The organism is Brooklawnia cerclae (assembly GCF_011758645.1).
Lineage (GTDB): Bacteria > Actinomycetota > Actinomycetes > Propionibacteriales > Propionibacteriaceae > Brooklawnia > Brooklawnia cerclae.
In genome coordinates, this window is sequence record NZ_JAAMOZ010000003.1 from 27,011 (window position 1) to 52,751 (window position 25,741).

Genomic DNA, 25,741 nt, shown 5'->3' on the forward strand with positions numbered 1-25,741 from the left:
CGTGACACAGTTCCTTCAAATTGTGGTGCCCCCTGGGGCGTGCATCATCTGACTACGCCTTTCGCTGAGAAGGGTGGAGTGCTGAGCCAGATTGCAGGAACTGTGTCACGGGCACAGGCCGAGCCGTGTCGATCATCGGGCCACGCCGTGACAAAGCTTCCGCAATTCTCGGCGCTGCTGGTGGCGGAAGTCCCGTGGCTATGGCTGATGCGGGCGCGCCGCTACGAGCGGTGCCGGGTCGCGGGAGTCGTGTCACGAGGGCGGGGCGCTATCGCGTCGAGGCGGTGACCGGATCGGTCGTGTCGGTGGGCGGCCCCGGAGCCTGGCGAGGGAAAACGGTGATCCGTCAGGCCGCGAACACCGCACAGGCGGCCTGACGGTCGAGCCCGGCTGGCTCTGTGGCACAATCGACGTGATTCATGCAGCGAATCCGGACGAAAGCCGGAGCGGTCCCGCCACTGTGGGTCGTCGTGCCGAAGGGTGCGGCGACGAGCCAGGACGACTGCATGGATTCGCCCAGGCAGGCCTGGGCGACCCGCGGCCGCAGGCGTGGACCTGCCAGGAGATCGCATGGTGGAGTCGAGCGATGACGAGCTGACCACGCTGCAGCGGCGCCGTCGTCCCGTCGTGATCGTGAACACCGGCGACGGCAAGGGGAAGACCACCGCGGCGTGCGGGCTCGCGCTACGCGCCTGGGCCCAGGGCTGGTCGGTGGGCGTCTACCAATTCGTGAAATCGGGGAAGTGGCACGCCGGCGAACGGGCCGCGCTCGAGGCCCTCGGCCGGCTCCACGAACAGACCGGCGAGGGCGGGCCCGTCGTGTGGGAGTCCCTCGGCACGGGCCGGACAGGTCTGCGATCGCAGGCGGACGCGGACCCCGAGGGGCTCGCCCGGGCAGGCTGGGCACGCGTCCGCGAGTTGCTGGCCGTTCAGGCCCACGACCTTTATGTGCTGGACGAGTTCAACCACGTACTCAGACGCGGATGGGTCGACCCGTCCGAGGTGGTCGACGTGCTCGCGGCGCGTCCCGGCACGCAGCATGTGGTGATCACCGGGCGTGGAGCCCCGCCCGAACTCGTGGACGCGGCCGACATCGTGACCGAGATGGTCAAGGTGCGGCACGTGTTCGACACCGGTCAGCGCGGGCAGGCAGGCATCGAATGGTGACCGGGGAGGGCAGCGCACCCGACGTCCGCGCGTGCGGCGTGCGGCTGCCCCGCGTCATGGTGGCAGCGGCGGCGTCCGGCGGCGGGAAGACCACGGTGGCCACGGGGCTGATGGCCGCACTGCGGCGTCGCGGGCACGTGGTCGCGGCGTTCAAGGTGGGCCCCGACTACATCGACCCCGGCTACCACACGCTGGCCACGGGGCGTCCCGGACGCAACCTCGACGCGGTCATGTGCGGCCCCGCGATGATGGCCCCGCTGCTGGCGCATGGCGCCCTGACCCCGACCCCGGCCGACATCGGCGTCATCGAAGGGGTCATGGGGCTGTTCGACGGGCGGCTGGGCAGTCACGGGGACGGCTCCAGCGCCCAGGTGGCCGCTCTCACCAGCACCCCGGTGCTGCTCGTCGTCGACGCACGCAGCGCATCGCGCACCCATGCCGCGGTCGCGGCGGGGCTCGCGGCCTTCGATCCGGAGGTCAGGGTGCGGGGCGCGATCCTCAACATGGTGGGTTCGGCACGCCACACCGCGGAGATCACCGATGCCTTCCACGGCGTGGGCATCCCGGTGCTGGGGGCGCTGCCGCGCAGCGAGGCCATCAGTGTTCCCTCGCGGCATCTGGGGCTCGTCCCCGCGGCGGAGCGCGGCACAGCGTCCGGCCAGCTGCAGGTGCTGGCCGACCAGATCGAGCGCTTCGTCGACCTGGACGCGATCGTCGAACTCTGCGGGACGGCGCCCAGCATCACGGCGACGCCATGGGACCCGGCCGAAGCCCTGGCGAGTGCCGGGTTCGCCCCGGTGGCCGGGACGCCGGTGGTGGCGGTCGCCGGTGGACGGGCGTTCACGTTCCGCTATGCCGAGACCGCCGAACTGCTGGCGGCGGCGGGCTGCGCGGTCGTCGACTTCGACCCGATGAGCGACGCCCACCTGCCCGCCGGCACGTCGGGCCTGTACCTGGGCGGAGGCTTCCCCGAGGTGCATGCGGCACAACTGGCGGGCAATCACGAACTGCTGGCCGACATCGGTGACCACGCGCGGGCAGGTATGCCCGTGGTGGCCGAGTGCGCGGGTCTGCTGTACCTGTGCCGGACGCTCGACGGCCACGCGATGGCCGGGGTGGTCGAGGCCGACGCCGCGATGACGCCCCGTCTGTCCATGGGATACCGCCGGGCCGACGCGGTCTCGGCGGGTTTGCTGGCTGCGGCCGGCACTCAGGTGATCGGCCATGAGTTCCACCGGACGCGGGTCGTTCCCGGCTCACCGGAACCATCGGGCATCGATCAGGCCGCCCCGGCCGCGTCCATGAGCGGGCCGGCCGGTCCCGGTCAGGGACGTCGGCGTCCTGGTGACGAGGCCCCGGCCTGGCGGCTGGGCTCGTTCGGTGGGCAGCCCGGCGCCGAGGAGCCCCGCGCCGAGGGATTCAGCCTCGACCCGTCGGGGTGCGGGCACCCGACGGTGCACGCAAGCTACCTTCATCTGCACTGGGCGGCGTTCCCGCAGGCCGCCGGGCGTTTCGCAGAGGCCGCGGCGGAGTACGCCCGGGGGACAGGTGAGCGGGCCGCGGCCGTCGGATCGGCCGGGAAGACGCGCGCCGGGCTCGTCTCGGTAGACCCGGGGCTTGTGGTCCCTGAGCTTGTCGAAGGGCCGGGCGTTTCGACAAGCTCAACGGGCGTTTCGGTAGGCCCTGAGTTTGTGGTCCCTGAGCTTGTCGAAGGGTCGGGCGTTTCGACAGGCTCGTCGGGCGTTTCGACAGGCTCAACGGGCGTTTTGACGGGCTCGACGGGCGTTTCGACAGGCTCGACGGGCGCTTCGGTAGGCCCTGAGTTTGTGGTCCCTGAGCTTGTCGAAGGGTCGGGCGTTTCGACGGGCTCAACGGTCGTTTCGGCAGACTCGACGGGCGTTTCGGCTCGGGCGGGCACGCCGAGGGACGAACCGGGCTCGGGTGTCGACCTCGACCACCACGGTGATCTCGACATGCGGCCGGGCCTGCTCGACTTCGCCGTCAACGTCAGGGTTCCGCGTCCCCCCGACTGGCTGATCGGTGCGATCGTCGCGTCCGCGGCCTCTTGGGCCGCCTATCCGGACTCCGGCCCCGCGCGCGAGGCCCTGGCGGCGATGCACGGCGTCCGGCCCGGGCGCCTGCTCCCCACCAGCGGGGCGGCTGAGGCGTTCTCGCTGGTCGCGCGGGCGATCGACGCGAGGCACGCGGTGGTCGTCCACCCGCAGTTCACCGAGCCCGAGGCCGCTCTGAGACGTGCGGGCCGGCCGGTCGATCGCGTCGTCCTGAGACCGGACGACGGCTTCGTCCTCGATTCCTCGTCGATCCCCGCCTCCGCCGACCTGGTGATCGTGGGCAACCCGACGAACCCCACCGGCGTGCTGCACGACCCCGGCATGCTGCGGGGTCTGTGCCGCCCCGGTCGCGTCGTGATGGTCGACGAGGCGTTCATGGACGCCGGAACCGGGAATCCCGGTGGCGGGCCCAGCCTGCTCGCCGAGGAACTGCCCGGCCTGATCGTCGTCCGCTCGCTGACCAAGGCGTTCGGGCTGGCGGGGGTGCGCGCGGGCTATGTCGTGGGAGACCCGGGCGTGATCACCCGGCTGGAGGCGCAGCAACCGCCTTGGGCGGTGTCGACCCCGGCGCTGGCCGCGATGGTCGCCTGTTGCACGCCGGCCGCCCGGGCACATGCCGCGGCCCTGGCGCGGGAGCTTCCCCCGCTCCGCGATCATCTGGTGTCGGGGCTGCGCGGCCTCGGCCTGGGCGTCGTGGCCGGATCACAGGCACCGTTCGTCCTCGTGGACACCTCGAGCCTCGACGCGCGCGCCTCGATCAGGGAGCCGCTGGCGCGGCGGGGCATCGCCGTGCGCGGGGCCGAGACGTTCCCCGGGCTCGGGCCCACCTGGATCAGGCTCGCCGTGCGCGGCAGGGACGACCACGAGCGGCTGTTCGCCGCGCTCGCGGGCATCGCGGGCTCCGCGGGACAGGTGGCGTGATCATGCCCGGCTGCCGGAGACGCCCCTTGTCACAGGCCCCCCGTAGGAGCGCCCTCCTGGCCCGTGCCGCCGGGCTGGTGCTGGGTGTGGCCGCCGACCGGGTCGTCCGGGACCCACAACGCCATCACCCCGTGGCGTGGTTCGGCACGGCTGCCGATCGCCTGGAGAAGGCCATGTGGCGTGACGACCCCGCGCGGGGCATGTGGTTCGCGGCAGCATGCCTCCTCCCGCTCGCGGCGGCCGGGATCGGTGCCGAACGCGCCACCGACCGCGTTCCCGTCGCGAAGTGCCTGGCCACGGCCGTGACGACCTGGGCGGCGCTCGGTGCGTCGAGCCTCGCACGCGAGGGCCGGACGATGGCCCGGCACCTCGACGCCGCAGCCGACCGTCAGGAGGGCGACCACCTGGCGGGTGAGGGTCTCGCCGCTGCCCGCGCACAGCTGCCCAATCTGTGCGGGCGCGACGCCGCAGCGCTGGACGCGCCGGAGTTGGCCCGCGCCACCGTCGAGTCGATGGCCGAGAACACCAGCGACGCCGCCGTCGCCACCGTGTTCTGGGGGTGCGTCGCGGGTCTGCCGGGCATCCTCGTCCATCGCGGTGCCAACACCCTGGACGCCATGGTCGGGCACCACAATGCCCGGTTCGAGAGGTTCGGGGGTTTCGCCGCCCGCCTGGACGACGTCCTCGACTGGGTGCCGGCGCGCCTCACCGGCGTGCTGCTGTGCGCGGCGTCCCCGGCGGTCGGGGGGAGCCCGGCGCGCGCCTGGCGGGTCATGATGCGTGACCACGCGAGCCACCCCAGCCCCAACGGGGGATGGTGCGAGTCCGCGATGGCGGGTGCGCTGGGCGTCCGGCTCGGAGGCACGAACGTGTACTACGGCAACCGGGTGGAGCAGCGCGGGCTGCTCGGCGACGGGCCGCGCCCGGACGCGGACGGAGTGCGCGCGGCCGCCCGCCTGGTCGGGCTGGTCACGGCCGCCGGCGCGGGGATCGCGACCCTCGCGCTCGTGGCTGCCGGCGGAACAGTGGGACGAACACACGGGACAGGTGCCCGTGGGGGACTCATGGGACGGGAGGACCTGGGGTGACCGGGCTGCTGATCGCGGGAACATCGTCGGACGCGGGGAAGTCGCTGGTGGTGACGGGGTTGTGCCGGGCGGCACGGCGCCGGGGCCTCGACGTGGTGCCGTACAAGGCACAGAACATGTCGAACAACTCGATGGTCTGCCCCGACGGCTCGGAGATCGGCCGCGCGCAGTATCTGCAGGCCGCCGCCGCCGGGGTGCGCCCGACCTCGGCGATGAACCCGGTGCTGCTCAAGCCCGGCACCGACCGGCGCAGCTTCATCGTGGTGCGCGGCCGCCCCGACGGCGTGCTGGAGGCGGGGGAGTACGCCACCGGCAGGCGCAGACTCGCCGAGCAGGCCTGGGGTGCCTACCGCGAGCTGGCCGACGCACACGATCTCGTGCTGTGCGAAGGGGCGGGCTCGCCGGCCGAGATCAACCTGCGTGCCGGTGACTACGTCAACATGGGGCTGGCACGCGAGATGGACATGCCGGTCGTCCTGGTGGGCGACGTCGATCGCGGCGGGGTGCTCGCCTCGGTCTACGGTACCTGGGCGCTCCTGGACGACGCCGACCGCCGGATGCTCGCGGGGTACGTGATCAACAAGTTCCGGGGCGACCTCGAGATCCTGCGGCCCGGGCTGGACGAGCTCACCCGTCGCACCGGCCTGCCGTGCCTCGGGGTGCTGTCGTGGCTGCCGGACGTCTGGCTCGACGGCGAGGACTCGCTCGCGCTGGGCGGGTGGCCCACGCACGACGCGGCCGCGTCCCAGGGGTCCGTCTCGCCGGATCGGCCTTCCGGGCGCATCCGGGTGGCGGTCGTCGCGTTCCCGCGGATCTCGAACGCCACCGACGTCGACGCCCTGGCCCAGGAGGCCGGGGTCGACGTCGCGGTCACCCACGATCCCGCGACCTGCGCCGCCGCCGACGTCCTCGTGCTGCCGGGCAGCCGTTCGACCGTCGACGACCTCGTGTGGCTGCGCGAGCGGGGCATCGCCGATGTGGTGGTGCACCGAGCGCGCGAGGGACGGACGGTGCTGGGCATCTGCGGCGGCTACCAGATGCTCGCCGAGCACATCCGTGACCGGGCCGACGTCGAGTCCGGCGAGGTGGAGGCTCCCGGGCTGGGGTTGCTGCCGGTCGAGGTGTCGTTCCAGGCCGACAAGACGCTGGCCCTGCCGAGCGGCTCCTGGCGGGGGATACCCGTGGGCGGATACGAGATCCACCACGGACGATGCGACGTCGTGGGGGACGCCGAGCCCTTCCTCGACGGCTGTCGCCGCGGGCCGGTGTGGGGAACCATGTGGCACGGCGCCTTCGAGTCGGACGAGTTCCGCCGCGCCTGGCTGGCGGGGGTGGCGGACGACCAGGGGATCGGCTGGTCACCGCAGCCGGACCGGCCCGGTTTCGCGGCGCGCCGCGAGCTCATGATCGACCGGCTGGCCGACGCGATGGCCGCCGAACTCGACCTCGACACATTGTTCGGGCTGGCGCGATGAGCACCGGGCGCGCCGCGAGGGCGTGCGGCAGGGGAACAACCACCGAGGAGGACATGTGAGCGACGATCCCAGGGACGGCGGTCCCCGGCTCATCGGGGTCGGCGTGGGCCCCGGAAACCCCGAATACCTCACCCTCCAGGCTGTCCGGGTGCTGGAAGCAGCCGACGTCATTCTCGTGCCCGCCACCGAGGGGTCGGCCGGCAGCGAGGGACGCGCCGAGGCCGTCGTCTGTGCGGCATGCCCGCAGGTCGCCGACCGGATCCGGCGGATCCCGTTCTCGATGGGCGAGCGCCGGGGGGTGGGCCCGGTGCGCGCCGAGTCGTGGCGCGCGTCCGCCCGGGCCGCGATCGAGGCGTTCGAGGCCGGCGCCCGCACGGTCGCGTTCGCCACCATCGGTGACCCGTCGGTCTACTCCACCTTCAGCTACCTGCGCGCCAGCGTGGCCGAGCGCATGCCCGCCGTCGGCTTCGAGCTGGTGCCCGGCATCACGGCGATGCAGGCGCTGGCCGCGGCAGCCGGGCGTCCGCTGGTCGAGGGACGTGAGGTGCTCGCACTCGTGCCTGCCACCATCGGGCCGCAGGCGGTGGGCAGGTTGCTCGACGTCTGCGACTCGGTCACGATCTACAAGGCCGGACGCACTCTGCCGCAGCTGAGGGAGGAGATCGTCCGGCACGGTCGCCAGGGCGTGGTCGGCGTCGACGTCTCGCTGCCCGGCCAGGAGCTCTCCGATCTCGCGACGCTGCCCGACGGGCCGCGTCCCTACTTCTCGGCGGTCCTCGTGACCCCCGAACGCACAACCACGGGAGGAAGCCTGTGAGCACCAGTTCCACCACATCGTCCGGCCGTGTCGTCTTCATCGGCGCGGGGCCCGGGGCACCCGACCTCATCAGCGTCCGGGGTGCGGCGATCATCGCCCGGGCCGACATCATCATCTGGGCCTCCAGCCTGGTGAGCGCCGAGGTGATCGCGGCGCGCCGCCCGGACGCCGAGGTCGTCGATTCCGCGAGCCTGCCCCTGGAGGCCCTTGAGCCGTTGCTCGTCCGTGCTCGGGACGAGGGCCTGCTGGTGGCGCGCGTCCACACCGGTGATCCGTCGATCTACGGAGCCGTCGCCGAGCAGCGTGACCTGTGCGAGCGCATCGGCATCGCCCACGAGACCGTCCCCGGCATCTCGGCGTTCTCGGCCGTCGCAGCCGCCGCCGACGTGGAGGTGACGGTGCCGGAGGTCAGCCAGTCGCTGGTGATCACCCGGCTCGAAGGGGGACGCACCCCCATGCCGTCCGGCGAGACCGTCGCGTCCTTCGCCGCCCACGGCGCGACCATGGCGATCTACCTGTCGGCGAGCCGTGGCGCCGAACTGCAGCAGGCACTCCTGGACGGCGGCTTCGAGACCGGGACACCCTGTGTCGTGGGGTATGCGGTCACCTGGCCGCAGGAACTGGTGGTGCGTTGCGTGCTGGGCGACCTGGCCGGCACGCTGGCCGAGCACCAGTTGCGCAAGCACACCCTGGTCCTCGTCGGCCCGGCCCTGGCGGCCCAGGGGGACGGGACCCCGCTGGCCACCCGCAGCCGGCTGTACTATCCCGGCTTCGCGCACGAGTACCGCAGCGCATCGGTGGCCGACGCGTGATCCGCGTCCACGGGTATCTCGGCCAGGTCACCGAGCGGCTCCACCAGGACGCCGCGTCCGCCGACCTGGTGGTCGGGGGGCGGCGCCATCTCGACGCACTGGGTGTGCCGGAGGACCGGCGCGTCGTCCTGGGACCGCTCTCGCCCGCGGTCGAAGCGCTTCGCGAGTTGCCGCCCGGCGGGCGCGCGGTGGTCGTCGCCAGCGGCGATCCTCTGCTGTTCGGCGTTGTCAGGAGCCTGCGCAAGGCGGGTCTGGAGGTCGAGGTCGTTCCGGCGATCAGCTCGTTCCAGGCGGCGTTCGCGGCTGTCGGGCTGCCCTGGGACGACGCACAGCTGGTCAGCGCCCACGCGGGCGGCATCGATGCGGCGGTGCGTGTGTGCCGTACGCACCCCAAGGTGGGCGTGCTGACCAGCCCGCGTGCCGGGGTGCGCGACCTCGCGTCCGCGTTGGGGGGTAGCGGCAAGCACTTCGTGGTGGCCGAGCGCCTGGGGGAGCCCGGGCAGCGGGTTCGCGTCCTGACCGCCGACGAGGTGCTCGCACTGGGCGAGGACGACATCGCCGAGCCGAACGTCGTGCTGGTGCTCGACCACGATCCGGCGAGCCCCGAGGCGATCGGGACGACCCCGCAGCTGCAGGGGGACCCGAACGCGGGCTCCGCCACCTCCGCCACGGTCGATTCGGCGGGGACGGAAACGGCCGGGGACGGCGGCGAGCCGGTCATTGGGCAGGTCTACAACTCCAACCGGTCGCGGACCAGGGCCGACGAGATCGAGTCCGCTCTGGGCGTCACGACCCGGCGCTACGACATGCCCGCGTCCCGGGGGCTCGTGGCCGCCTGGCAGGAGTGCGATCTCATCGTCTCGCACCTGGCACTGGGGGCGACGACCCGGCTGATCGCACCACTGCTCGCCGACAAGCACACTGATCCCGGGGTGGTGGTGGTCGACGAGGCCGGCCGGTTCGCGATCCCCCTGGTCGGGGGGCATGTCGGCGGCGCGAACGATCTTGCCCGGCGCATCGGCGAGGGGCTCGGGGCCACGGCGGTGGTGTCGACAGCCACTGACTCGCTGGGCATTCCCGCCCTCGACCAGCTCGGATGGGGCTTCGAAGGCGATGTCGCGCACGTGACCGGTGCGATCATCGACGGCCGTGGGGTGCGGCTGGTCAAGCGGCACCCGTGGACGCTGCCACCGCTGCCGCCGAACGTCTCGCCCGACGCGGCCACACCGGTGGCACGCATCGTCGTGACCGACGAGGCGACGGTGGGGGACGACCCGGTGTCCGGCGACCTTCCCACCGTCGTGCTGCACCCGCGCAGCCTGGTGGTGGGCATGGGCTGCAACAAGGGAACGGAGACCGACGAGCTCCAGGCGCTCCTCGACGAGACGCTGGCGGAGGCCGGCCTGTCGCCGGCAAGCCTGGCGGCGATCGTGAGCGTCGACCTCAAGGCGAGTGAGCTGGGTCTGGTCAAGCTCGCCCACCGGCTGGGCGTGCCCTTCCTCACCTACCCGGCCTCGGAACTGGACGCTCAGCCCGTGCCCAATCCGTCCGAGATCGTCCGTGCGGAGGTCGGCACCGGCTCGGTCAGCGAGGCGTCCGTGCTGGCGCACGGGGCCCAGCTCGTCGTCGGCAAGCGCAAGAGCCCGGTGGCCACATGCGCGGTGGGACGCATCCCCGCGCGTGGGCGGCTGCACGTCGTCGGGCTGGGGCCCGGGGCACGCGATCTGCTGACCCCACGCGCCGCTCGTGTCGTCCGCAACGCGAACCACGTGGTCGGCTACGCCCCGTACGTGCGTCAGGTGCGCGACCTCGTCAGCCCGTACGCCGAGGTACTGGCCACGAAGATGGGTACCGAGGAGACCCGGGTGGCTGCCGCCATCGAGTCCGCACGGTCGGGCAACGACGTGGCCTTCGTGTGCGGTGGCGACCCCTCCATCTACGCCATGGCCAGCCCGACGCTCGAGATGGGCACCGACGGCATCGACGTCGACATCGTTCCCGGGGTGACCGCCGAGCTCGCGGTCTCGGCGATCCTGGGCGCACCGCTCGGCCACGACCACGCCACCATCAGCCTGTCCGACCTGCACACCGACTGGGACGTGATCTGCGAGCGCGTCCGGGCGGCGGCCCAGGGCGACCTCGTGATCACGCTCTACAACCCGCGCTCGCGCACCCGCCGCCACCACCTGCCGGACGCGCTGGCGATCATCGCATCCCATCGCGGGCCGGGCACCCCCGTCGCCGTCGTGGCGCAGGCCGAACGGCGGCAACAGGCCGTGCACCTGTCGACCCTCGCCGACTTCCAGCCGGAGTGGGTCGACATGAACTCGCTGGTGGTCGTGGGCTCGAGCACCACCCGCTTCGTGACCAGCGGCAGCGGTGATCTCCGCATGGTCACCCCCCGCGACTATCACTGGATGGCCGCCACGCAGAACCCTCCTGAAGAACAGATCCCCGAGCGGACGAGCCGCCTCGACGACCACACTGCCCGGGCGGACGAGCCGTCCGGAGCGAAGGAGTGAACCCCGATGATCAGTGACGAATCGACTCCCGGACCCGGCCCGTCCCCGGAAACAGGCGAGGTACCCCTGGTGCTGGCAGCGCACGGAACGCGGGCCCCCGAGGGACAGGAGCACTGCAACGCCCTGGCGCGTCGCGTCGCGGCTCTGTTGCCCACCACCTACGTCGGCATGGGCTTCGTCGAGTTGGTCGACCCCGGCATCGACGAGGCCGTGGCGACCGCTCTGCGGGCCGACGGGGAGGCGCGGGCCGACGGGCCGCGTGCCGTGGTCGTCCCGCTCATGATGAACACCGGCGGGCATGTGCGCGTCGACATCCCCGAGGCGGTGGACAAGGGGCGCGAGGGGCAGCCCATCGCCTACGCCCGCCCGTTGGCCCCTGACGCGAGGCTGCGTGCCCTGCTGCGCCGGCGCATCGTCGAGGCGATGGGCGAATGGGACGCGGAGGGCACATCGGTCGTCCTCGTGGGACGCGGTGCGGTCGTGGCGGACGCGAACGCCGAGCACTACCGGCTGGCGCGCCTGATCTGGGAGGAGATGGGGGCCGAGCAGGTGCTGCCCGCGTTCATCCAGGTCAACCATCCCAGCGTCCCGGAGGCGCTCTCCGCAGCGGTCGCGGCAGGGGCGGCACGCATCGTCGTGGCGCCGAACTTCCTGTTCCCGGGGCGTCTGCAGACCTGGCTGGGCGACCAGACAGAGGCTTGGGCGCAGGGTCATCCCGGCGTCGACGTCAGGGTCGCGGGTGTGCTCGGCGACAGCGACGAACTGGCGGCCGTGGTGGTCGACCGGTATCTGGAGCAACTCGGTGTCGACGGCGCGGGCGAGGGCTCGGGTCTTTACCTGGCAGGCCTCGACCTGCGCGGCGCGGACGTGCTGGTCGTGGGGGCGGGCTACTTCGCCGAGAACCACATCCCGGCGCTCCTGGAGGCGGGGGCGAGTGTGCGCGTGGTCGCGGCGAACGCCGGCAACCAGGTGGCGCGGTGGGCGAGGACGGGACGATTGAAGTTCACCCAGCGGGGCTTCGAGGATTCCGACATCGGTCAGGTGCGGTTGGTGGCGGCGCTGACCAACGACCCCGAGGTCAATGCTCGGGTGTGCTCGCTGGCCCGGTTGCGTGGCATCTTCTGTGTGCGGGCCGACAGGCCCGGGCAGGGAACGGCCGTCGTCCCGCAGGTCGAACAGGCCGGCGGCATCACGGTGGGCGTGCTGGGGCAGGGCGACCCGGGGCGCAGCGCGAGAGTGCGCGACGAACTCCTGCGGGCTCTCCAGGGCTGAGGGATCAGAACAGGCGGATGAGCGCCGCGCCGGCGATCATGACGAGCAGGCTGACGGCCTGAATCGGGGTGATCGGGCTGCGCTTGGCGCCGAACCACCCGAACTGGTCGATGAGCAGGCTGCCCACCATCAGGCCGATGAGCACGATGATCACGGCCAGGCCGGTGCCGACCTCCGCGACGAGGTAGACGTTGCTCAGCACGAAGACCGCCCCGATGATGCCGCCCAGCCACATCCACCACGGGTGTGGCGCGTCGGCGACCCGCGTCAGGCGAAGCGGTGTGCGGGAGAGCGCGACGACGACGATCAGCACGAGCGTGCCGACGAGGAACGAGACGAACGCGGCCTCGAGTTTCGACCCGACCACCGCGCCCAGGTGCCCGTTGACCGCGGTCTGCGCCGCGCTGAACATGCCGGCGACCACCCCGAGGAGCCGCCACAGCCACAGGCCCGGAGTGTCGCCGCCCGGAGCCCGGGCCGTGGTGGCCGGATCGCCGCCGCGCGCCGGGGTGCGGCCACCCGGGCTCACGACACCCACGACTCCGAGCAGGACGAGCAGTCCGCCCGCCGCACGCAGGGGCGCCAGGGGCCTGGTGGCCGCGGCGAACCAGCCGAAGTTGTCGATCAGGAGGCTCATGAGCACCTGCCCGAACACCGGCATGACGACGGTCTGCACCGCGCCGAGCCGGGGCATCAGCAGGATGTTCCCGGTGAGGTAGACCACGCCGAACAGCCCGCCCAGCCACAGCCAGGTGGGTTGCTCGGTGAGGAGGGACGCGGGGAACAGCACACTGTGCCGGCCCGCCAGCGTGACGACGATGAGGAACACGGTGCCCACGAGGAACGACACCAGCGAGGCGACGAAGGGCGACCCCACCGAACGTCGCAGACGCGTGTTGATGCTCGTCTGGACGGGCAAGCCGACGCCGATGGTCAGCCCGAGGAGGACGGCGATCACGCGGTGACTTCCCCGGGTGTGGTGGTCGTGGCTCGTGGTCGGCGTGAGGGCGTTGCAGTGTGCTCGTCCGGCCCGGGGATCCGGGCTCGTTCGTGGTAGGAGGTCACCGGAGGATATTACGGCATCTGTCGTATTAGTCCAGCCGGTTGGTGTTGGTCAGCTCGTCGGTCGAGGCGATGGCGTTGACCGCGGCGACGGTGACTGCCGACCCGCCCCGTCGGCCGAGCAGGGTGAGGTAGTCGACACCGTGTGCCGAGTCGACGAGAGCCTGTTTGGATTCCGCGGCGCCGACGAACCCGACCGGTATGCCGATGATCCCCGCGGGGGGTTCGATGCCGTCGTCGAGCAGTTCGAGCAGCCGTACGAGAGCGGTGGGGGCGTTGCCGATCGCGACGACGGCACCGGCGATGCGTCCCTCCCGGTGCCACAGGTCGACCTCGGCGGAGGCCTTGGTGCCCCCCAGCTCTGCGGCCAGCCGGGCGACGCGGGGGTCCTTGATGTGGCACCAGACGGGGTTGCGGGCTGGCAGTCGCGAGGTGATGATGCCGGTGGCTGTCATGCCCGAGTCGCACAGGATCGGGGCGCCAGCCCTCAGCGCCGCGGTGCAGGAGCCGACGATGCCCGGTGTGAAGGCGATGTCGGGGGCGATCGTGGGGTCACCGGCAGCGTGGATCATGCGTACCGCGACTCGCTCGACGTCATCGGGGAAACGCGAGAGGTCGGCCTCTGCGCGGATGATGCGGAACGACTCACGGTAGATGTCTGAGCCGGTCTTCGTGTCGGCCGTGGTGGGCTCACCCGGTTCGGGGTCGTTCGTCGCTGGAACCATGCGCCCACCATACGGCGCCCGATGCCACAGGCTCGGCTCAGGGCTTCGACCAGGTCCACGCGACGACACTGCGAGAGGGTTTCCAGCCCCGCAGGCGCCCGATCCGGTCGGCGGTCTCGACCCCGACGCGCATGAGTTCACCGCCCCGTTCGCGGTGTGCCTCGGCGAGCACGGTCTCGGCCTCGATCGTCACCCCGTGGCAGACGAGGCGTCCCCCGCTGGGCAGCCGCTCCGCACAGGCCGCGAGCAGGGTCGCGGTCAGGCCCCCGCCGATGAAGACGGCCTGGGGATCGGGCAGCGACGCGATGATCTCGGCGCTCTCACCCGCCGCGAACTCGATCTGACCGGGCAGGGTCAGGGCGGACGCGTTCTCGCGCGCCCGGGCCAGGCGGTCCGCGTCGCGTTCGACGCCGACGGCGCGGCAGGTGGCGTCCGTGCGGCACCATTCGACGGCGATGGACCCGGCTCCGGTGCCGAGATCCCACAGCAGTTCGCCGGGACGCGGGCGCAGGCCGGCGAGCGCGATGGCCCGGAAGGGGTGTTTGGTGATCAGCCCGTCGTGGCGGAAGCAGTCGTCCGGCAACCCGGGGACGCGTCCCCAGCCTGTGGCCTCAGGGTCCGTGAACGTGGGTGCGGCGGTCATGCGGTGGTCTCCAGACTGCTCGGGTGCGTGCCGACCCAGTTCACCACCGATCTCAGGTCGCCGAAGAGCGGGACACCGTGCGGCGAGTCCGGGCGCCGCACCATGACGACCCGGACGCCCAGGCTCCCGGCGGCCCGTAGGCGCGCGTCCAACTCGTCGCCGCCGGAGTCCTTCGCCACCAGCACGCTCACCTCGTGCTCCCGGAGGAGCCGCAGCTCGTCGTCGAGCCGGAACGGCCCGCGTGCCAGGACGAGTTCCCAGGCCGGGGGCAGATCGATGTCGGGCGCGTCCACAGCCCTGGCCGTCACAGCGCGGCTCGCGAGACCGAGGTAGTGACCGAGCGGCTGGCGTCCCACCGTCAGCAGGACCGGCCCGGGGAGTCGCGCGACCGCTGCCGCCGCCTGGTCGTGGTCGCCCACCCACGTCCATCCGGACGACTCCGGGCGGGCCTGCCAGCTGGGCGGTTCGAACCGCGCCAGCGGGACGCCGGTGGCCAGGCATGCTTCCGCGGCGTGCCGGGTCATGGTGCCGGCGAAGCTGTGGGCGGCGTTGACGACGCACCCGGGCCGGTTGGCGGCCAGCCACCCGGCGAGTCCGTCGGTGCCTCCGAAGCCACCGACGCGCACGTCGCCCGCGACGACCGGCTGATCGCGCGTGCGACCGGCCAGCGACGAGGTGACGTCGAGCCCTCGGGAGACCAGCGTCGAGGCCAACTCGCGGGCGCGGCCTGTGCCGCCGAGGATCAGCACGTCCATGGGGCCAGTGTGCCCTCACTCTCGGTCGCGCAGGGGCCGATCCGCCACCGGAACCCCTGCCACGCGAGGTTTGGGTGGCCGCTTGCGATGCATTAATGTCTCCGGCATGGGTGTCAGCCCTGCCGTGCGTGGAACGTGCCGCGTCGGCCGGTGTGCGAGCGCTTGACGGGACGGATCCGATCGCTCCTCGTCCGGAGCCGCAGCGGTCGGGCTGCGCAGGCGGCGTCGCTCCGGACCGGTGTGGCTGACGATTGCCGAACCAGTACCGGAAACGAGGACCCATCATGCGAATCCGCCGATTCCTCACGGCAGTCGTCGTCACTGTGCTCGTGGGCGCGTTCGCGGCTTGTAGCGGATCGTCGAACAGCGATGACGACGCCACGCAGGCCTCGTCCGAGCCCCTCACCGTGATCGCCGCGGCCAAGCCCCACGCGGAACTGATCCGTGAGGCGCAGAACCTGGGTCTGCTCGACGGCATCGACGTCCAGATCAGCGAACTTCAGGAAGGCACCGAGTTCGGCCCAGATGCCGACCCCGATCAGATCGACCCCGATCAGGCGGTCGACGACGGCGATGCCGATGCGAACTTCTTCCAGGACGCGTCCTTCCTCGACGACTGGAACGAGGATCACACGGGAGCGGACCTCGTCGTGGTGGCCAGCGTCCACATGGAGCCGTTGGGGCTGTACTCCAAGAAGGTGAACTCGCTCGCCGAGGTGCCGCAGGACGCGGTCATCGCGATTCCCGCCGACGGTGCCGACCAGGGGCGGGCGCTGTTCCTGCTCCAGGACACCGGCCTGGTCAAGCTCGACGTCGCCAGGACCGATCCCGACCTCGACTACTCGCGGATCACCGGGGCCGACGTCACGGACAACCCGAAGAACATCTCCTTCGTCACGGTCGACCGGCCCCAGTTGGCCGCGACGCTCGACGATCCGGCGGTGACCCTGTCGGTCGTCAACGGCAACTATGCACTCGAGGCAGGGATCGTTCCGGCCAACTCCGCGCTCGCCCTCGAGGACACGGAGGACAACCCGTACGCGAACGTGCTGGTCACCAGGAAGACGCTGAGGGACGATCCGCGCGTCCAGGAACTCGCCGAGGCGCTGGAGTCGCCCGAACTGGCCAAGTACATCCTCGATACCTACCAGGGCTCCGTCCTGCCGGTGAACGCCTGAGCCGATCGGGGCGACCCGCTGGCCGATTGCCTACCATCGGGGCTGGCTAGCGTGGAAAGCTAGAAAGCATGAGAACCCCCTTCGGCGCATGGCGAGCGACCTACACTCCTGGACGCTGGGTCGCGCTGTCCGGGCCCACATCGATGGTCGTCCTCCAGCCCGCGCCACCGGCGGCGTCCGGGCTGTTCGCGAACCTGTGGGACCAATTGCTGACCAGTGCCTCGATCACACAGGTGAGTGCGACGCTCGCGTCCTTCGGGCTCGACTCGATGCCCGACCTGGCGGTCTTCTTCTGGGACGACGAGCAGGTGCACTGCCTGCTCCGCGGCGCGATCCAGGTTCTGGACGCCGACTCGGGCGAGCCGCTCGCGGGCGGTGGCGGGGCCCACACCTGGTACGAGGCGTCCCTGACGACACGCCGTATCTACGTGCCGCTGGACGAAGTGGACGCGGGCGATCTGCTGCAGTTGCCCCTGGTGGTCGGCGGGGCCGAGGTCTCGGCGGTGTTCCTGGACGCGAGCACCACCGATGAGTCCGCCCCCGCCGTGTCGGCGGAGGATTCCGCACTGTCGCCCGGGATCCCCGCGCCGGTCACGATCGGCGAGGAGACCCCCGATGATGCGGGCCGGCACTTCGCGGGCGCCTTCGAGACCCCTGGGGCGTTCGAGGTCGTGGACGAGGACGAGGAGGCCCCCGCGGGCATCGCGGGTATCACCGGGCCCCCGGTCGCCTTCGGGCCGCCCCCGGTCGAGTCCTTCCTCGCCGGATCGGCCGCGTTCCAGTCCGCCCCACCCGAACCGGCTCCACTCGACTCCACCCGGCCCGACCTGATGCAGCCCGACGCGGTGCAGGCGTTCCCCGCGTCCGGCGAACCGTTCGCCGACTCCGTCCCCGTGCTGCCGGAGGAATGGGGCGGTGCCGGGCTCGAACCCGATGTGGCGGTCGAGCCGGAACCCTCGCCCGTGGACGAGCCGGACGTCCCCTGGCAGCCGGAGCAGGCCCCGTTCGGCGCGGAGTCGTTCGGCGCCGCGTCGTTCGAGCCGGAGCAGGCACCGTCCGAGTCGGTCCCGTTCGGCGCGGAGTCGTTCGGGTCGGTTCCGTTCGCACCGCAGCCCCGCCTCGAACAGCCGCCGGCGCCGCGTCCCGAGGCTCCGCGCGGCCCGCGGGCACCCGTGGAGCCCACGCAGGTGCTGGGGGAGCGTCCCCCGTGGGCCCCCGGGCAGGATCCCGCCGATCAGGATCCCGCGGAGTTCGGGCATGCGTTCAGCGCCTACCGCGGGCGGCCCAACACGACCGGCCCCTGGGGTGCGGGCGGGTTCGCCGCACCCGTGGCCGCCGGGATGCCGGTGGCGGAGGCGTCCGTGCCGATCGCGTCCCAGGTGCCCCCGCCGGTGCCGGTGCCCCGTCCCCTCGGTCGCAACGTGGACGCGGGCGAGGACCACGACGGAGAGACGGTGTTCACCACGGGCATCGCGGCCACCCACAAGCCCGCGGGGGGCCGGAACAGCGACAACAACCTCGTCCTGGCCGCGTTGTGCCCGCTCGGCCATCCGAACGCGCCCGGCACGCTGCAGTGCCGCATCTGCGGCGGCTACGTCGACTCGCACAACCCGCAACTGGTCAACACACCGCTGCTCGCCGTGCTGCAGACCTCGACCGGTGACCAGGTGCCGTTGACCGGCCCGGTGCTCATCGGCCGTGCGCCGTCCAACTCCGGCAACGACCTGGACGCCGAACTTCTGCGGGTGCCGAGCCCCAACCACGACATCAGCCGCACGCATGTGCGCGTCGCGCCACGTGAGTGGACCGTCGAGGTGACTGACCTCTACTCGACCAACGGGACGACGATCGTCCCCCCCAACGGGCAGCCGGTCAAACTGGAGTCCGGGCAGACGGTCGGGCTCGCCGTCGGCGGTGCGATCGATCTCGGGGACGGCCAGGTCATCGTCCTCCTGCCGCCCGTCTGACTACGTACCGGCGGACGCGGGAACGATGCGGACGCGGCCAGCTGAGCCGCGGGCGGTCGCCTGATCGCTTCGGCGTGACCCCCTCGGGGGGTGGAATAGTGCTTCCGGGGCGGTCGCCCGGGTGAGAATGCTCGGGGGCGCTCGGCCGTGCCCCTCGGACTGGCTGAGAGGTTGCATGGCGAAGCAGGGCGGAACCCGGCTCGGGGTCGGCGCGAGAACGCGTGCCCTGCTGGCCGAGCGACGCAGTGTCCGCCTCGCCGGTGGCTGGCTCCGCCGCTCCTGGGCGACGGTGCTGGTGGTCGTGATCTCGATGGCCGTGGCCTTCTTCGCCTTCGTCAACCCGGGTGAGGCAGCCACCGACCTGCATCTGGACGAGGGATCGGTCTACGTCCAGAACCAGGGGCGCGCGATGGTCGGCGGCCTCAACTACCAGATCGACCAGATCGCCGCGGCCACGTCGGTGGGCGACACGGCCACCACCCTGCTGCAGGAGGACGGCACGGTTCTGGTGAACAACGCCGGTAGTTCGACCCTGCAGATCTACGACCCCGCCACCAACACCCTGTCCAGCCCGGTGACCCCGCCGGTCGACGCGCAGCTCAGCCTCAACAACGGCGTCCTCGCGGTGACCAACCCCGAGAACGGCAAGGTGTGGTTCGGGCCCGTCGACGAGATCGCCCGGTCCGACTTCAAGGGCAACGCCGACCTCGACCTCGGCGACTGGGGCCAGGCGGTCGTCACCACTGACGGCGAGGTGATCGGCCTGAACGTCCAGGACTCCACGATCGTGCGGCCCGACGGCTCCGTGGTCGAGATCCCCTTCCAGGTCGACAGTTCCTCACCCACGGCACAGCTGTCGGCGATCGGCGACAAAGCCGTCGTCCTCGACCGGACGAGTCAGCAGATCTGGGTCGAGGGAGACCGGCAGGCGGTGACCATCAGCTCGGGCTCCACCGCACAGCTCGCCCCGCCGATGCCCAATACGCTGGCCTCGGGCCGGGGGGGCAGCGCGATCTACGCCACGCAGGCTGGGCTCAACACGATCGCGGACGGGGCGCCCGCGTCGCTGTCGGGGTCGATGGATGCCAGCCCGACCGAGCCCGTCGTCGTCAACGGGTGTGCCTACGGCGCCTTCGAGACCCGCGTCGTCAAGGTGTGCACCGGTGGCGAGCCCGAGATTCAGGACATCCCGCAGCTGCCGGCCGACGCCGATCTGCAGTTCCAGGTGAACCGCGGCATCGTCGTCCTGCAGGACGTGTCGTCCGGCATCGTCTGGCTGGTCGACAAGGACATGCTGGTGGTCGACAACTGGGAGGAGGTCGCCCCGTCCACCCAGACGAGGCAGTCCGACCCCAACCCGCCGGACGATCGCACGACGCTTCCCGATCGCACCCAGGCCAACCGGGCTCCCGTCGCCCTCGACGACCCCGACCTCGGCGCACGCGCCGGCCGGTCGACGCGCCTGTCCATCCTCGACAACGACTCGGACGAGGACGGCGACATCATCACGGTGAGCGAGGTGTCGTCCGTCGAAGGGGCGACGCTCGAGCTCACCGGCAACGGCTCCGGCCTGCAGATCACCCTGCCCGCGGACGCCACCGGCACTCACCAGTTCACCTACACGATCTCGGACGGGCGCGGGGGCACGGCGTCGGCCACGGCCACGGTCAAGGTGCTCCCGGCCGACCAGTCCGGCGGGAACACCGCGCCGGAGAACATCCGGCCCGGCGAGACCCTCATCGTGGGCTCGGGGACGACGGCCAGCAAGCGGGTGCTGCTCACCTGGCGCGATCCCGACGGCGACGACCTGGTGCTCGTCAATGCCCTGCCGGAGACGAACGACTCCGAGGACGAGGTGACCTTCACCCCCGACGGAACGGTGACGTTCCGCGACGTCGGCAAGACCACGGGGACGAAGAAGGTGCGGGTGTTCGTCAGCGACGGGACGACACAGGTCGAGGGGATCCTGCTCGTCGACGTGCGGGAGCGGGGACAGGCTCCGCCGGTCGCCAACGGCGACTTCGTCACGACCATGGTCGACAGGGAGGTCGTCGTCTCGCCGCTCGACAACGACGAGGGTAACAACCTCATGCTGACCGAGATCGATCAGTCGACGCAGGACTTCACCGTCACGCCCAACTACCCCGAGGGCACGTTCACCTTCCGCTCGTCGAGCCCGGGCACCTATTACCTGACCTACAAGGTGAACAACGGGTCGGTGTCGTCCGGGCTGATCCGCGTCGACGTCCTGCCCACCACCGACGAGAACCATGCCCCGGTCGCGCTGCGCGACGTGGCCCTCGTGCCGTTCGGCGGCTCGGTGGTGATCGACCCGCTGCTCAACGACACCGACGCGGACAACGACGTGCTGGTCGTCCAGTCGATCACCCAGAACCCGGCGGTCAAGGTCGTCATGCAGGAGCGCCACCTGCTCACCATCTCGATGGTGACGCACACCGACACCCCCATCGCCCTCACGTACTGGGTGTCCGACGGGCGCAACTCCACTCCGGGGACGATCGTCGTGTTTCCCTCGCCCGAGGCCGGTTCCCACCTGCCGCGCGCCGAGAACGACACGGTGAAGGTGCGGGCGGGTGCGACGGTCAGCGTCCCCGTGCTCGACAACGACGTCTCCCCGGTGGGTCTCGACCTGACGGTCTCCGGCCTGCCCGACAACCCGCTGGGCGATCTGGCGTGGGTCGACGGCGACTACGTGCGCATTCAGGTGCCCGCGGCGACCGCGGCGACCACGATGTCGCTGACCTACGAGATCACCGATTCGGCGGGCATGGCCGACGCGGCCACCATCTCGGTCACGGTCATCAGCGCGGACGCACAGAACGAGGCCCCGGTGCCGGAGCTGGTCACCGCCCGTGTGCTGTCGAACAGCGTGACCACCATCACGATCCCCCTGACCGGCATCGACCCGAACGGGGACGCCACACGCCTGCTGGGCCTGGGCTCCGGGCCGTCCCTGGGCCGGATAGTCGAGGTCGGCGACGGCTGGCTGCGCTACGAGGCCTATCAGGACTCGCGCGGCACCGACACCTTCCGGTACCAGGTGGTCGACTCGCTGGGGGCGGTCGGAACCGGCGAGATCCGCATCGGCGTCGCCCCGCCGTCGGACGACAACACCGCCCCGACGGGTGTGCCGGACGAGGTGACCGTGCGTCCGGGCCCTTCGCTGACGCTGCCGGTGATGGCGAACGACTACGACATCGACGGCGACCAGTTCGGCTTCCTCGACACCGACTCGCTCGACGCGGACTTCGAGGCGACCGTCACCGACGATCAGTACGTCAGCGTCGTCGCACCCTCCGAGCCGGGCGACTACGTCGGCCAGTACTACCTGATGGACAGCCGCGGTTCGACCGGCAGCGGGCTGATCTACCTGCATGTGGACGAGGACGCCCCACTGCTGGCGCCGGAGGCGAACGACGACCAGGTGGTGGTGAACGACATCATCGACCAGGAGTGGGTCGACGTCGATGTGCTGGCGAACGACTTCGACGTGGACGGTCCGCGTTCCGAACTCGTCGTCTCGCTGCCCGGCACGGGTTCGGAGGGCTCGCAGGTGGAGGCCACCGTCGTCGACGGCAAGGTCAGCGTCCACGTCAGTGACCAGATGCAACAGGTGCGCTACACGATCACCGACGCGGACGGCAACTCCGCCGAGGCGGTGATCGTCGTCCCGGGCCGCAACGACTCGGTGCCGGTGCTGGCGCTGCCGGATGCGGAGAACTCGGTCGAGGCCGGCAAGGTGCTCACGATCAACTTCGACACCATGCTGCTCGGAACGCAGGGCCGCAGCGTCCGGCTGACGAGCGCCGACACCGTGAAGGCCACCAAGGGGACGGTCAACATCCGCCCCGAGGGCATCGACTTCCAGGCCGACGTGCGGTACGCGGGGCCCGCGTCGGTGGTGTTCGAGGTGATCGACGACACCGACCCGACCGACAAGACGGCTCGCCGTGCCTACATCTCGGTGTCGATCACGGTGACCCCCGCGGACTCCGGTGACGGCTCGCAACGCGACCAGGACAGCGTCTCGAACCGCGCGCCCGAGGGCCCCAGCCAGATCACCCTCGAGGTGGGTGCGGGCGAGTCCGATCAGCAGTTCCCCCTGCGGGGGCGGTTCAGCGACCCCGAGGGCGACAACTTCTCGTTCCAGTCGTGGGAACAGGTGAGCGGCGACGGCGGGGTCTCGTGGAGCTCGTCGGTCGGCGGCGACACGATCGTCGCCCGCGGTGGCATGACCAACAAGGGCTCCCAGGTGACCCTGCGCGGGCATGTGGTGGACGCGTACGGGGCGGGCCGCGAGGTGACCGTCATCATCAACGTGATCGGCTCGACGCGTCCCCTGCCCGTGGCCCAGACCGACACGGTGGACGACGCGGACGCCGGCCGGCCCAGATCGGTGCCGGTGCTCGCCAACGACCGGTCGTACCTGGAAGGGGACCAGAGCCTCAAGGTGCTCAGCGCCCGGGTCGTCTCGGGCACCGGGTCGGCGAGCGTCAGCGGCGACAACGTCGTGGTGACCCCCGGCGACGACTTCGTGGGGACGATGACCGTCTCGTACACCATCGTGGACGCCACCGGCGACACCGCCCGGCAGGTCGACGGCGTGATCCAGCTGAACGTGCGGGCGCGCCCGAGCAAGCCGGGCGTCCCGACGATCGAGGAGGAGGGCAACAAGCAGGTCACGCTCAAGTGGACGTCGAACTCCAGCAACGGCCTTCCGGTGATCGAGCGCGTCGTCACGGCCACGGGCGCCAACGGGTCGCAGGTGGTGTTCGACGAGTGCGAGGCCAACGTCTGCACGGTCACGGGGCTGACCAACGACCTCGCCTACACGTTCCATGTGCAGGAGGGCAACGAACTGGGCTTGTCGGACGCCTCCGGTGAGTCGGCGGCGGGAACCCCGGACGTGAAACCGCCGAAGGTGTCGACCCCGACCCTGGAGTTCCCGGGTGCGAACCGGCCGGGCGAGTTGCGCCTCACGTGGTCCGCGCCGCAGTTCGAGGGCTCGGCCGTCAGCGAGTACACGATCACCTCGTCGGACGGCAGCGTGCCGACCGTCACCGTACCGGCCGGCACGACCAGCTATACCTTCACCGGGCTCACGAACTACGCCAGTTACCAGTTCACGGTCAGCGCGACGAACAAGAAGGGAACCTCCGACCCCTCCAATCCGTCCAACGTGGAGCATCCGTCGGCTGCACCACCGAGCCCGGCGGCGCCGACCGTGTACGACACGAACGACTGGTCCGGCCAGTCGCTGGACGTGCAGTGGACGGTGCCTCCTCAGCAGGGGGACCAGTTCACGGTGTACCTGGTGGCCCAGGGCGGCGGCCGCGAGATCGTGCAGCAGGTGGACGCGGGCAGCGGTGGCGGTACCACGCGGATCACGGGTCTGTCGCGGCGAACGGAGTACCGGGTGTTCGTGCGCATCACCACGCGGGGTGGCACCACCGACGGCCCGTCGTCCAGTTCGGTGACCACGACGGCCGCGCCGGAGAACCCGGCCACGGGTACGATCTCGGCGAGCGCGCCCGACACGATCACGTTCACCCTGGGCGGCAACTCGGGCCAGGACTGGGACTACGCGCTCGTGGAGCTGGTGGGCACGGGGCAGCAGCCCGTCTCGTTGCAGCCGGGCGAGAGCCACAGGTTCACGGTGAGCGACTACTACACGGACTTCCACGTGAGGACCACGGCGGTGGCGTCGGCGAACTCGGGTCCCAAGACCGGCGCGACGTGGGACTCCGAATCAGCGCGTGCCTACGGGACGCCGACGATCGGCGTCACACATGTCGGTTACACAACGGACAACAAGGCCGTGTTCCGGGTCGGCAGCGTCCAGGCGAACGGCACCAACTGGCAGATCACGACGCCGGCGGGCGGCTGGGAGGGCCAGGAGTTCGAGGTCGAGACCGGTGGCAAGCAGGTCTCCACGACCGTGGAGGTGTGCGACACCGGCCACTCCGGCAACTGCTCCACCGCCACCGCGACGGCCAAACCGGCCCTGGCGGCGTCCGGAGGCAAGTCGGGCGCCCTGACGATCACCATCAACGACACCTCCGCACCGACCTGGGCCTGCTCCGTGGGCGGTTGGAGCGGGAACGTGGCGAGCGGCTCCGAGCAGAAGATCACGGTCACCCCGACCCCCGAGGCCGGCAAGCAGACCCTCACGTGCAACGTCCCCTGGACCGATCGTGAGCACAGCGTGGACGTGACCTTCTCATGACCCCGCACACCCTCACCCATGGACGAGAAGTAGGAGAACGATCCCCATGGCCATGACCATCGACCAGGCCCACTGGTTCGCAGACACCTTCGCCAGCGTGGTCCGCAACGTCGAGCGCGCGATCATGGGCAAGACCGAGGCCGTGCGGCTGGCGGTGACCTGCCTGCTCGCGGAGGGGCACCTGCTGCTGGAGGACTACCCCGGCACCGGCAAGACGACGCTGGCCCGCGCGCTCGCCCAGAGCGTCCAGGGCCAGTCGAGCCGCATCCAGTTCACCCCCGACCTGCTGCCGTCCGACGTCACCGGCGTCACGATCTACGACCAGAAGACCGGCGACTTCGAGTTCCACGCGGGGCCGATCTTCGCGAACATCGTGCTCGCCGACGAGATCAACCGCGCCTCGCCCAAGACGCAGTCGGCGCTGCTCGAGGTGATGGAGGAGAGCCGGGTGACCGTCGACGGCCACCCCTACCCGGTGGGCGCGCCGTTCATGGTGATCGCCACCCAGAACCCGATCGAGCAGGCGGGCACTTACCGGCTGCCCGAGGCCCAGCTCGACCGCTTTCTCATGAAGACCACGCTCGGGTATCCCGACCGCGACGCCACTCTGCGCATCCTGGCGACGGGCGGGACGCGTCCCCGGTCGGCCGCCTTGGCCGCCGTCATCACCACCCAGGCGGTCACCGAGATGAGCCAGTTGGCGTCCTCGGTGCACGTGGAACCTGCGGTGTTCGACTACATCGCGCGCGTGGTCGAGGCGACCCGCGTGGCCGACGACGTGCGTCTGGGGGTCTCGGTGCGCGGTGGGCTGGCGCTGGTGCGCTGCACGCGCGTGTGGGCGGCCTCACAGGGGCGTCACTTCGTCGTCCCGGACGACATCAAGATGCTCGCCGTGCCCTGCCTCGCCCACAGGCTGATCCTCGATCCCGAGAGCGAGTTCAACGGGGTCACCGGCGAGCAGGTGATGGCGCGGGTGATCGGCAGCGTCCAGCCGCCCACCGAGCGGGCAGTGAGCTGA

Annotated in this window: 16 protein-coding genes; 12 read left to right on the plus strand and 4 right to left on the minus strand. The window is 71.3% G+C overall.

Features of this window, described 5'->3' with window-relative positions:
* Positions 1–570: 570 nt before the first annotated feature.
* From cobO to FB473_RS14820, 8 genes are read left to right on the plus strand one after another with little or no spacing between them, the layout of a single operon-like run.
* Positions 571–1,167: a cob(I)yrinic acid a,c-diamide adenosyltransferase gene (gene cobO, locus FB473_RS14785; RefSeq protein WP_167170457.1), complete on the plus strand. Its 597-nt coding sequence runs from the start codon at positions 571–573 to the stop codon at positions 1,165–1,167.
* Complete coding sequence (locus FB473_RS18075) at positions 1,161–4,160, plus strand: cobyrinic acid a,c-diamide synthase CobB (RefSeq protein ID WP_243864031.1); 3,000 nt, start codon at positions 1,161–1,163, stop codon at positions 4,158–4,160. The genes cobO and FB473_RS18075 overlap by 7 nt, the downstream gene beginning before the upstream one ends.
* 26 nt (positions 4,161–4,186) lie before the next feature.
* Positions 4,187–5,248, plus strand: coding sequence for a CobD/CbiB family cobalamin biosynthesis protein (locus tag FB473_RS14795; RefSeq protein ID WP_167170460.1), 1,062 nt, complete (start codon positions 4,187–4,189; stop codon positions 5,246–5,248).
* Positions 5,245–6,723, plus strand: a complete 1,479-nt coding sequence (locus FB473_RS14800) for a cobyric acid synthase (RefSeq protein ID WP_167170463.1) — start codon at positions 5,245–5,247, stop codon at positions 6,721–6,723. Before FB473_RS14795 ends, FB473_RS14800 begins: the two co-directional genes overlap by 4 nt.
* Before the next feature lie 55 nt (positions 6,724–6,778).
* Positions 6,779–7,540 (plus strand): precorrin-2 C(20)-methyltransferase, encoded by a 762-nt coding sequence (gene cobI / locus FB473_RS14805; protein ID WP_167170465.1) that lies wholly within the window; start codon positions 6,779–6,781, stop codon positions 7,538–7,540.
* On the plus strand, positions 7,537–8,352 hold the full coding sequence (gene cobM, locus FB473_RS14810) for a precorrin-4 C(11)-methyltransferase (protein WP_167170468.1): 816 nt from the start codon (positions 7,537–7,539) through the stop codon (positions 8,350–8,352). The genes cobI and cobM overlap by 4 nt, the downstream gene beginning before the upstream one ends.
* Positions 8,349–10,874, plus strand: a complete 2,526-nt coding sequence (gene cobJ / locus FB473_RS14815; protein WP_167170470.1) for a precorrin-3B C(17)-methyltransferase — start codon at positions 8,349–8,351, stop codon at positions 10,872–10,874. Before cobM ends, cobJ begins: the two co-directional genes overlap by 4 nt.
* Before the next feature lie 6 nt (positions 10,875–10,880).
* Positions 10,881–12,146 (plus strand): CbiX/SirB N-terminal domain-containing protein, encoded by a 1,266-nt coding sequence (locus FB473_RS14820; protein ID WP_167170472.1) that lies wholly within the window; start codon positions 10,881–10,883, stop codon positions 12,144–12,146.
* A 4-nt stretch (positions 12,147–12,150) separates the two neighbouring features.
* Here the strand turns inward: FB473_RS14820 and FB473_RS18515 are convergent, their stop codons facing one another.
* The 4 genes from FB473_RS18515 to FB473_RS14840 form a co-directional block, all read right to left on the minus strand.
* Positions 12,151–13,104, minus strand: coding sequence for a DMT family transporter (locus FB473_RS18515; RefSeq protein WP_167170475.1), 954 nt, complete (start codon positions 13,102–13,104; stop codon positions 12,151–12,153).
* Between the two features lie 133 nt (positions 13,105–13,237).
* Entirely contained in the window at positions 13,238–13,933 is a 696-nt protein-coding gene (locus FB473_RS14830) for a precorrin-8X methylmutase (protein WP_167170478.1), read from the minus strand.
* Positions 13,934–13,970: 37 nt separating this feature from the next.
* Positions 13,971–14,576: a precorrin-6Y C5,15-methyltransferase (decarboxylating) subunit CbiT gene (cbiT, locus tag FB473_RS14835; RefSeq protein WP_167170481.1), complete on the minus strand. Its 606-nt coding sequence runs from the start codon at positions 14,574–14,576 to the stop codon at positions 13,971–13,973.
* Positions 14,573–15,331 (minus strand): cobalt-precorrin-6A reductase, encoded by a 759-nt coding sequence (locus tag FB473_RS14840; protein ID WP_167170485.1) that lies wholly within the window; start codon positions 15,329–15,331, stop codon positions 14,573–14,575. Before FB473_RS14840 ends, cbiT begins: the two co-directional genes overlap by 4 nt.
* Positions 15,332–15,615: 284 nt before the next feature.
* Between FB473_RS14840 and FB473_RS14845 the strand changes: the two genes are divergently transcribed.
* From FB473_RS14845 to FB473_RS14860, 4 genes are all read left to right on the plus strand, one after another.
* Complete coding sequence (locus FB473_RS14845; protein ID WP_167170488.1) at positions 15,616–16,509, plus strand: MetQ/NlpA family ABC transporter substrate-binding protein; 894 nt, start codon at positions 15,616–15,618, stop codon at positions 16,507–16,509.
* 68 nt (positions 16,510–16,577) lie between these two features.
* Positions 16,578–18,476: an FHA domain-containing protein gene (locus tag FB473_RS14850; protein WP_167170491.1), complete on the plus strand. Its 1,899-nt coding sequence runs from the start codon at positions 16,578–16,580 to the stop codon at positions 18,474–18,476.
* A 175-nt stretch (positions 18,477–18,651) separates the two neighbouring features.
* Positions 18,652–24,723 (plus strand): Ig-like domain-containing protein, encoded by a 6,072-nt coding sequence (locus FB473_RS14855; protein ID WP_167170495.1) that lies wholly within the window; start codon positions 18,652–18,654, stop codon positions 24,721–24,723.
* Between the two features lie 46 nt (positions 24,724–24,769).
* Positions 24,770–25,741, plus strand: a complete 972-nt coding sequence (locus FB473_RS14860) for an AAA family ATPase (protein WP_167170498.1) — start codon at positions 24,770–24,772, stop codon at positions 25,739–25,741.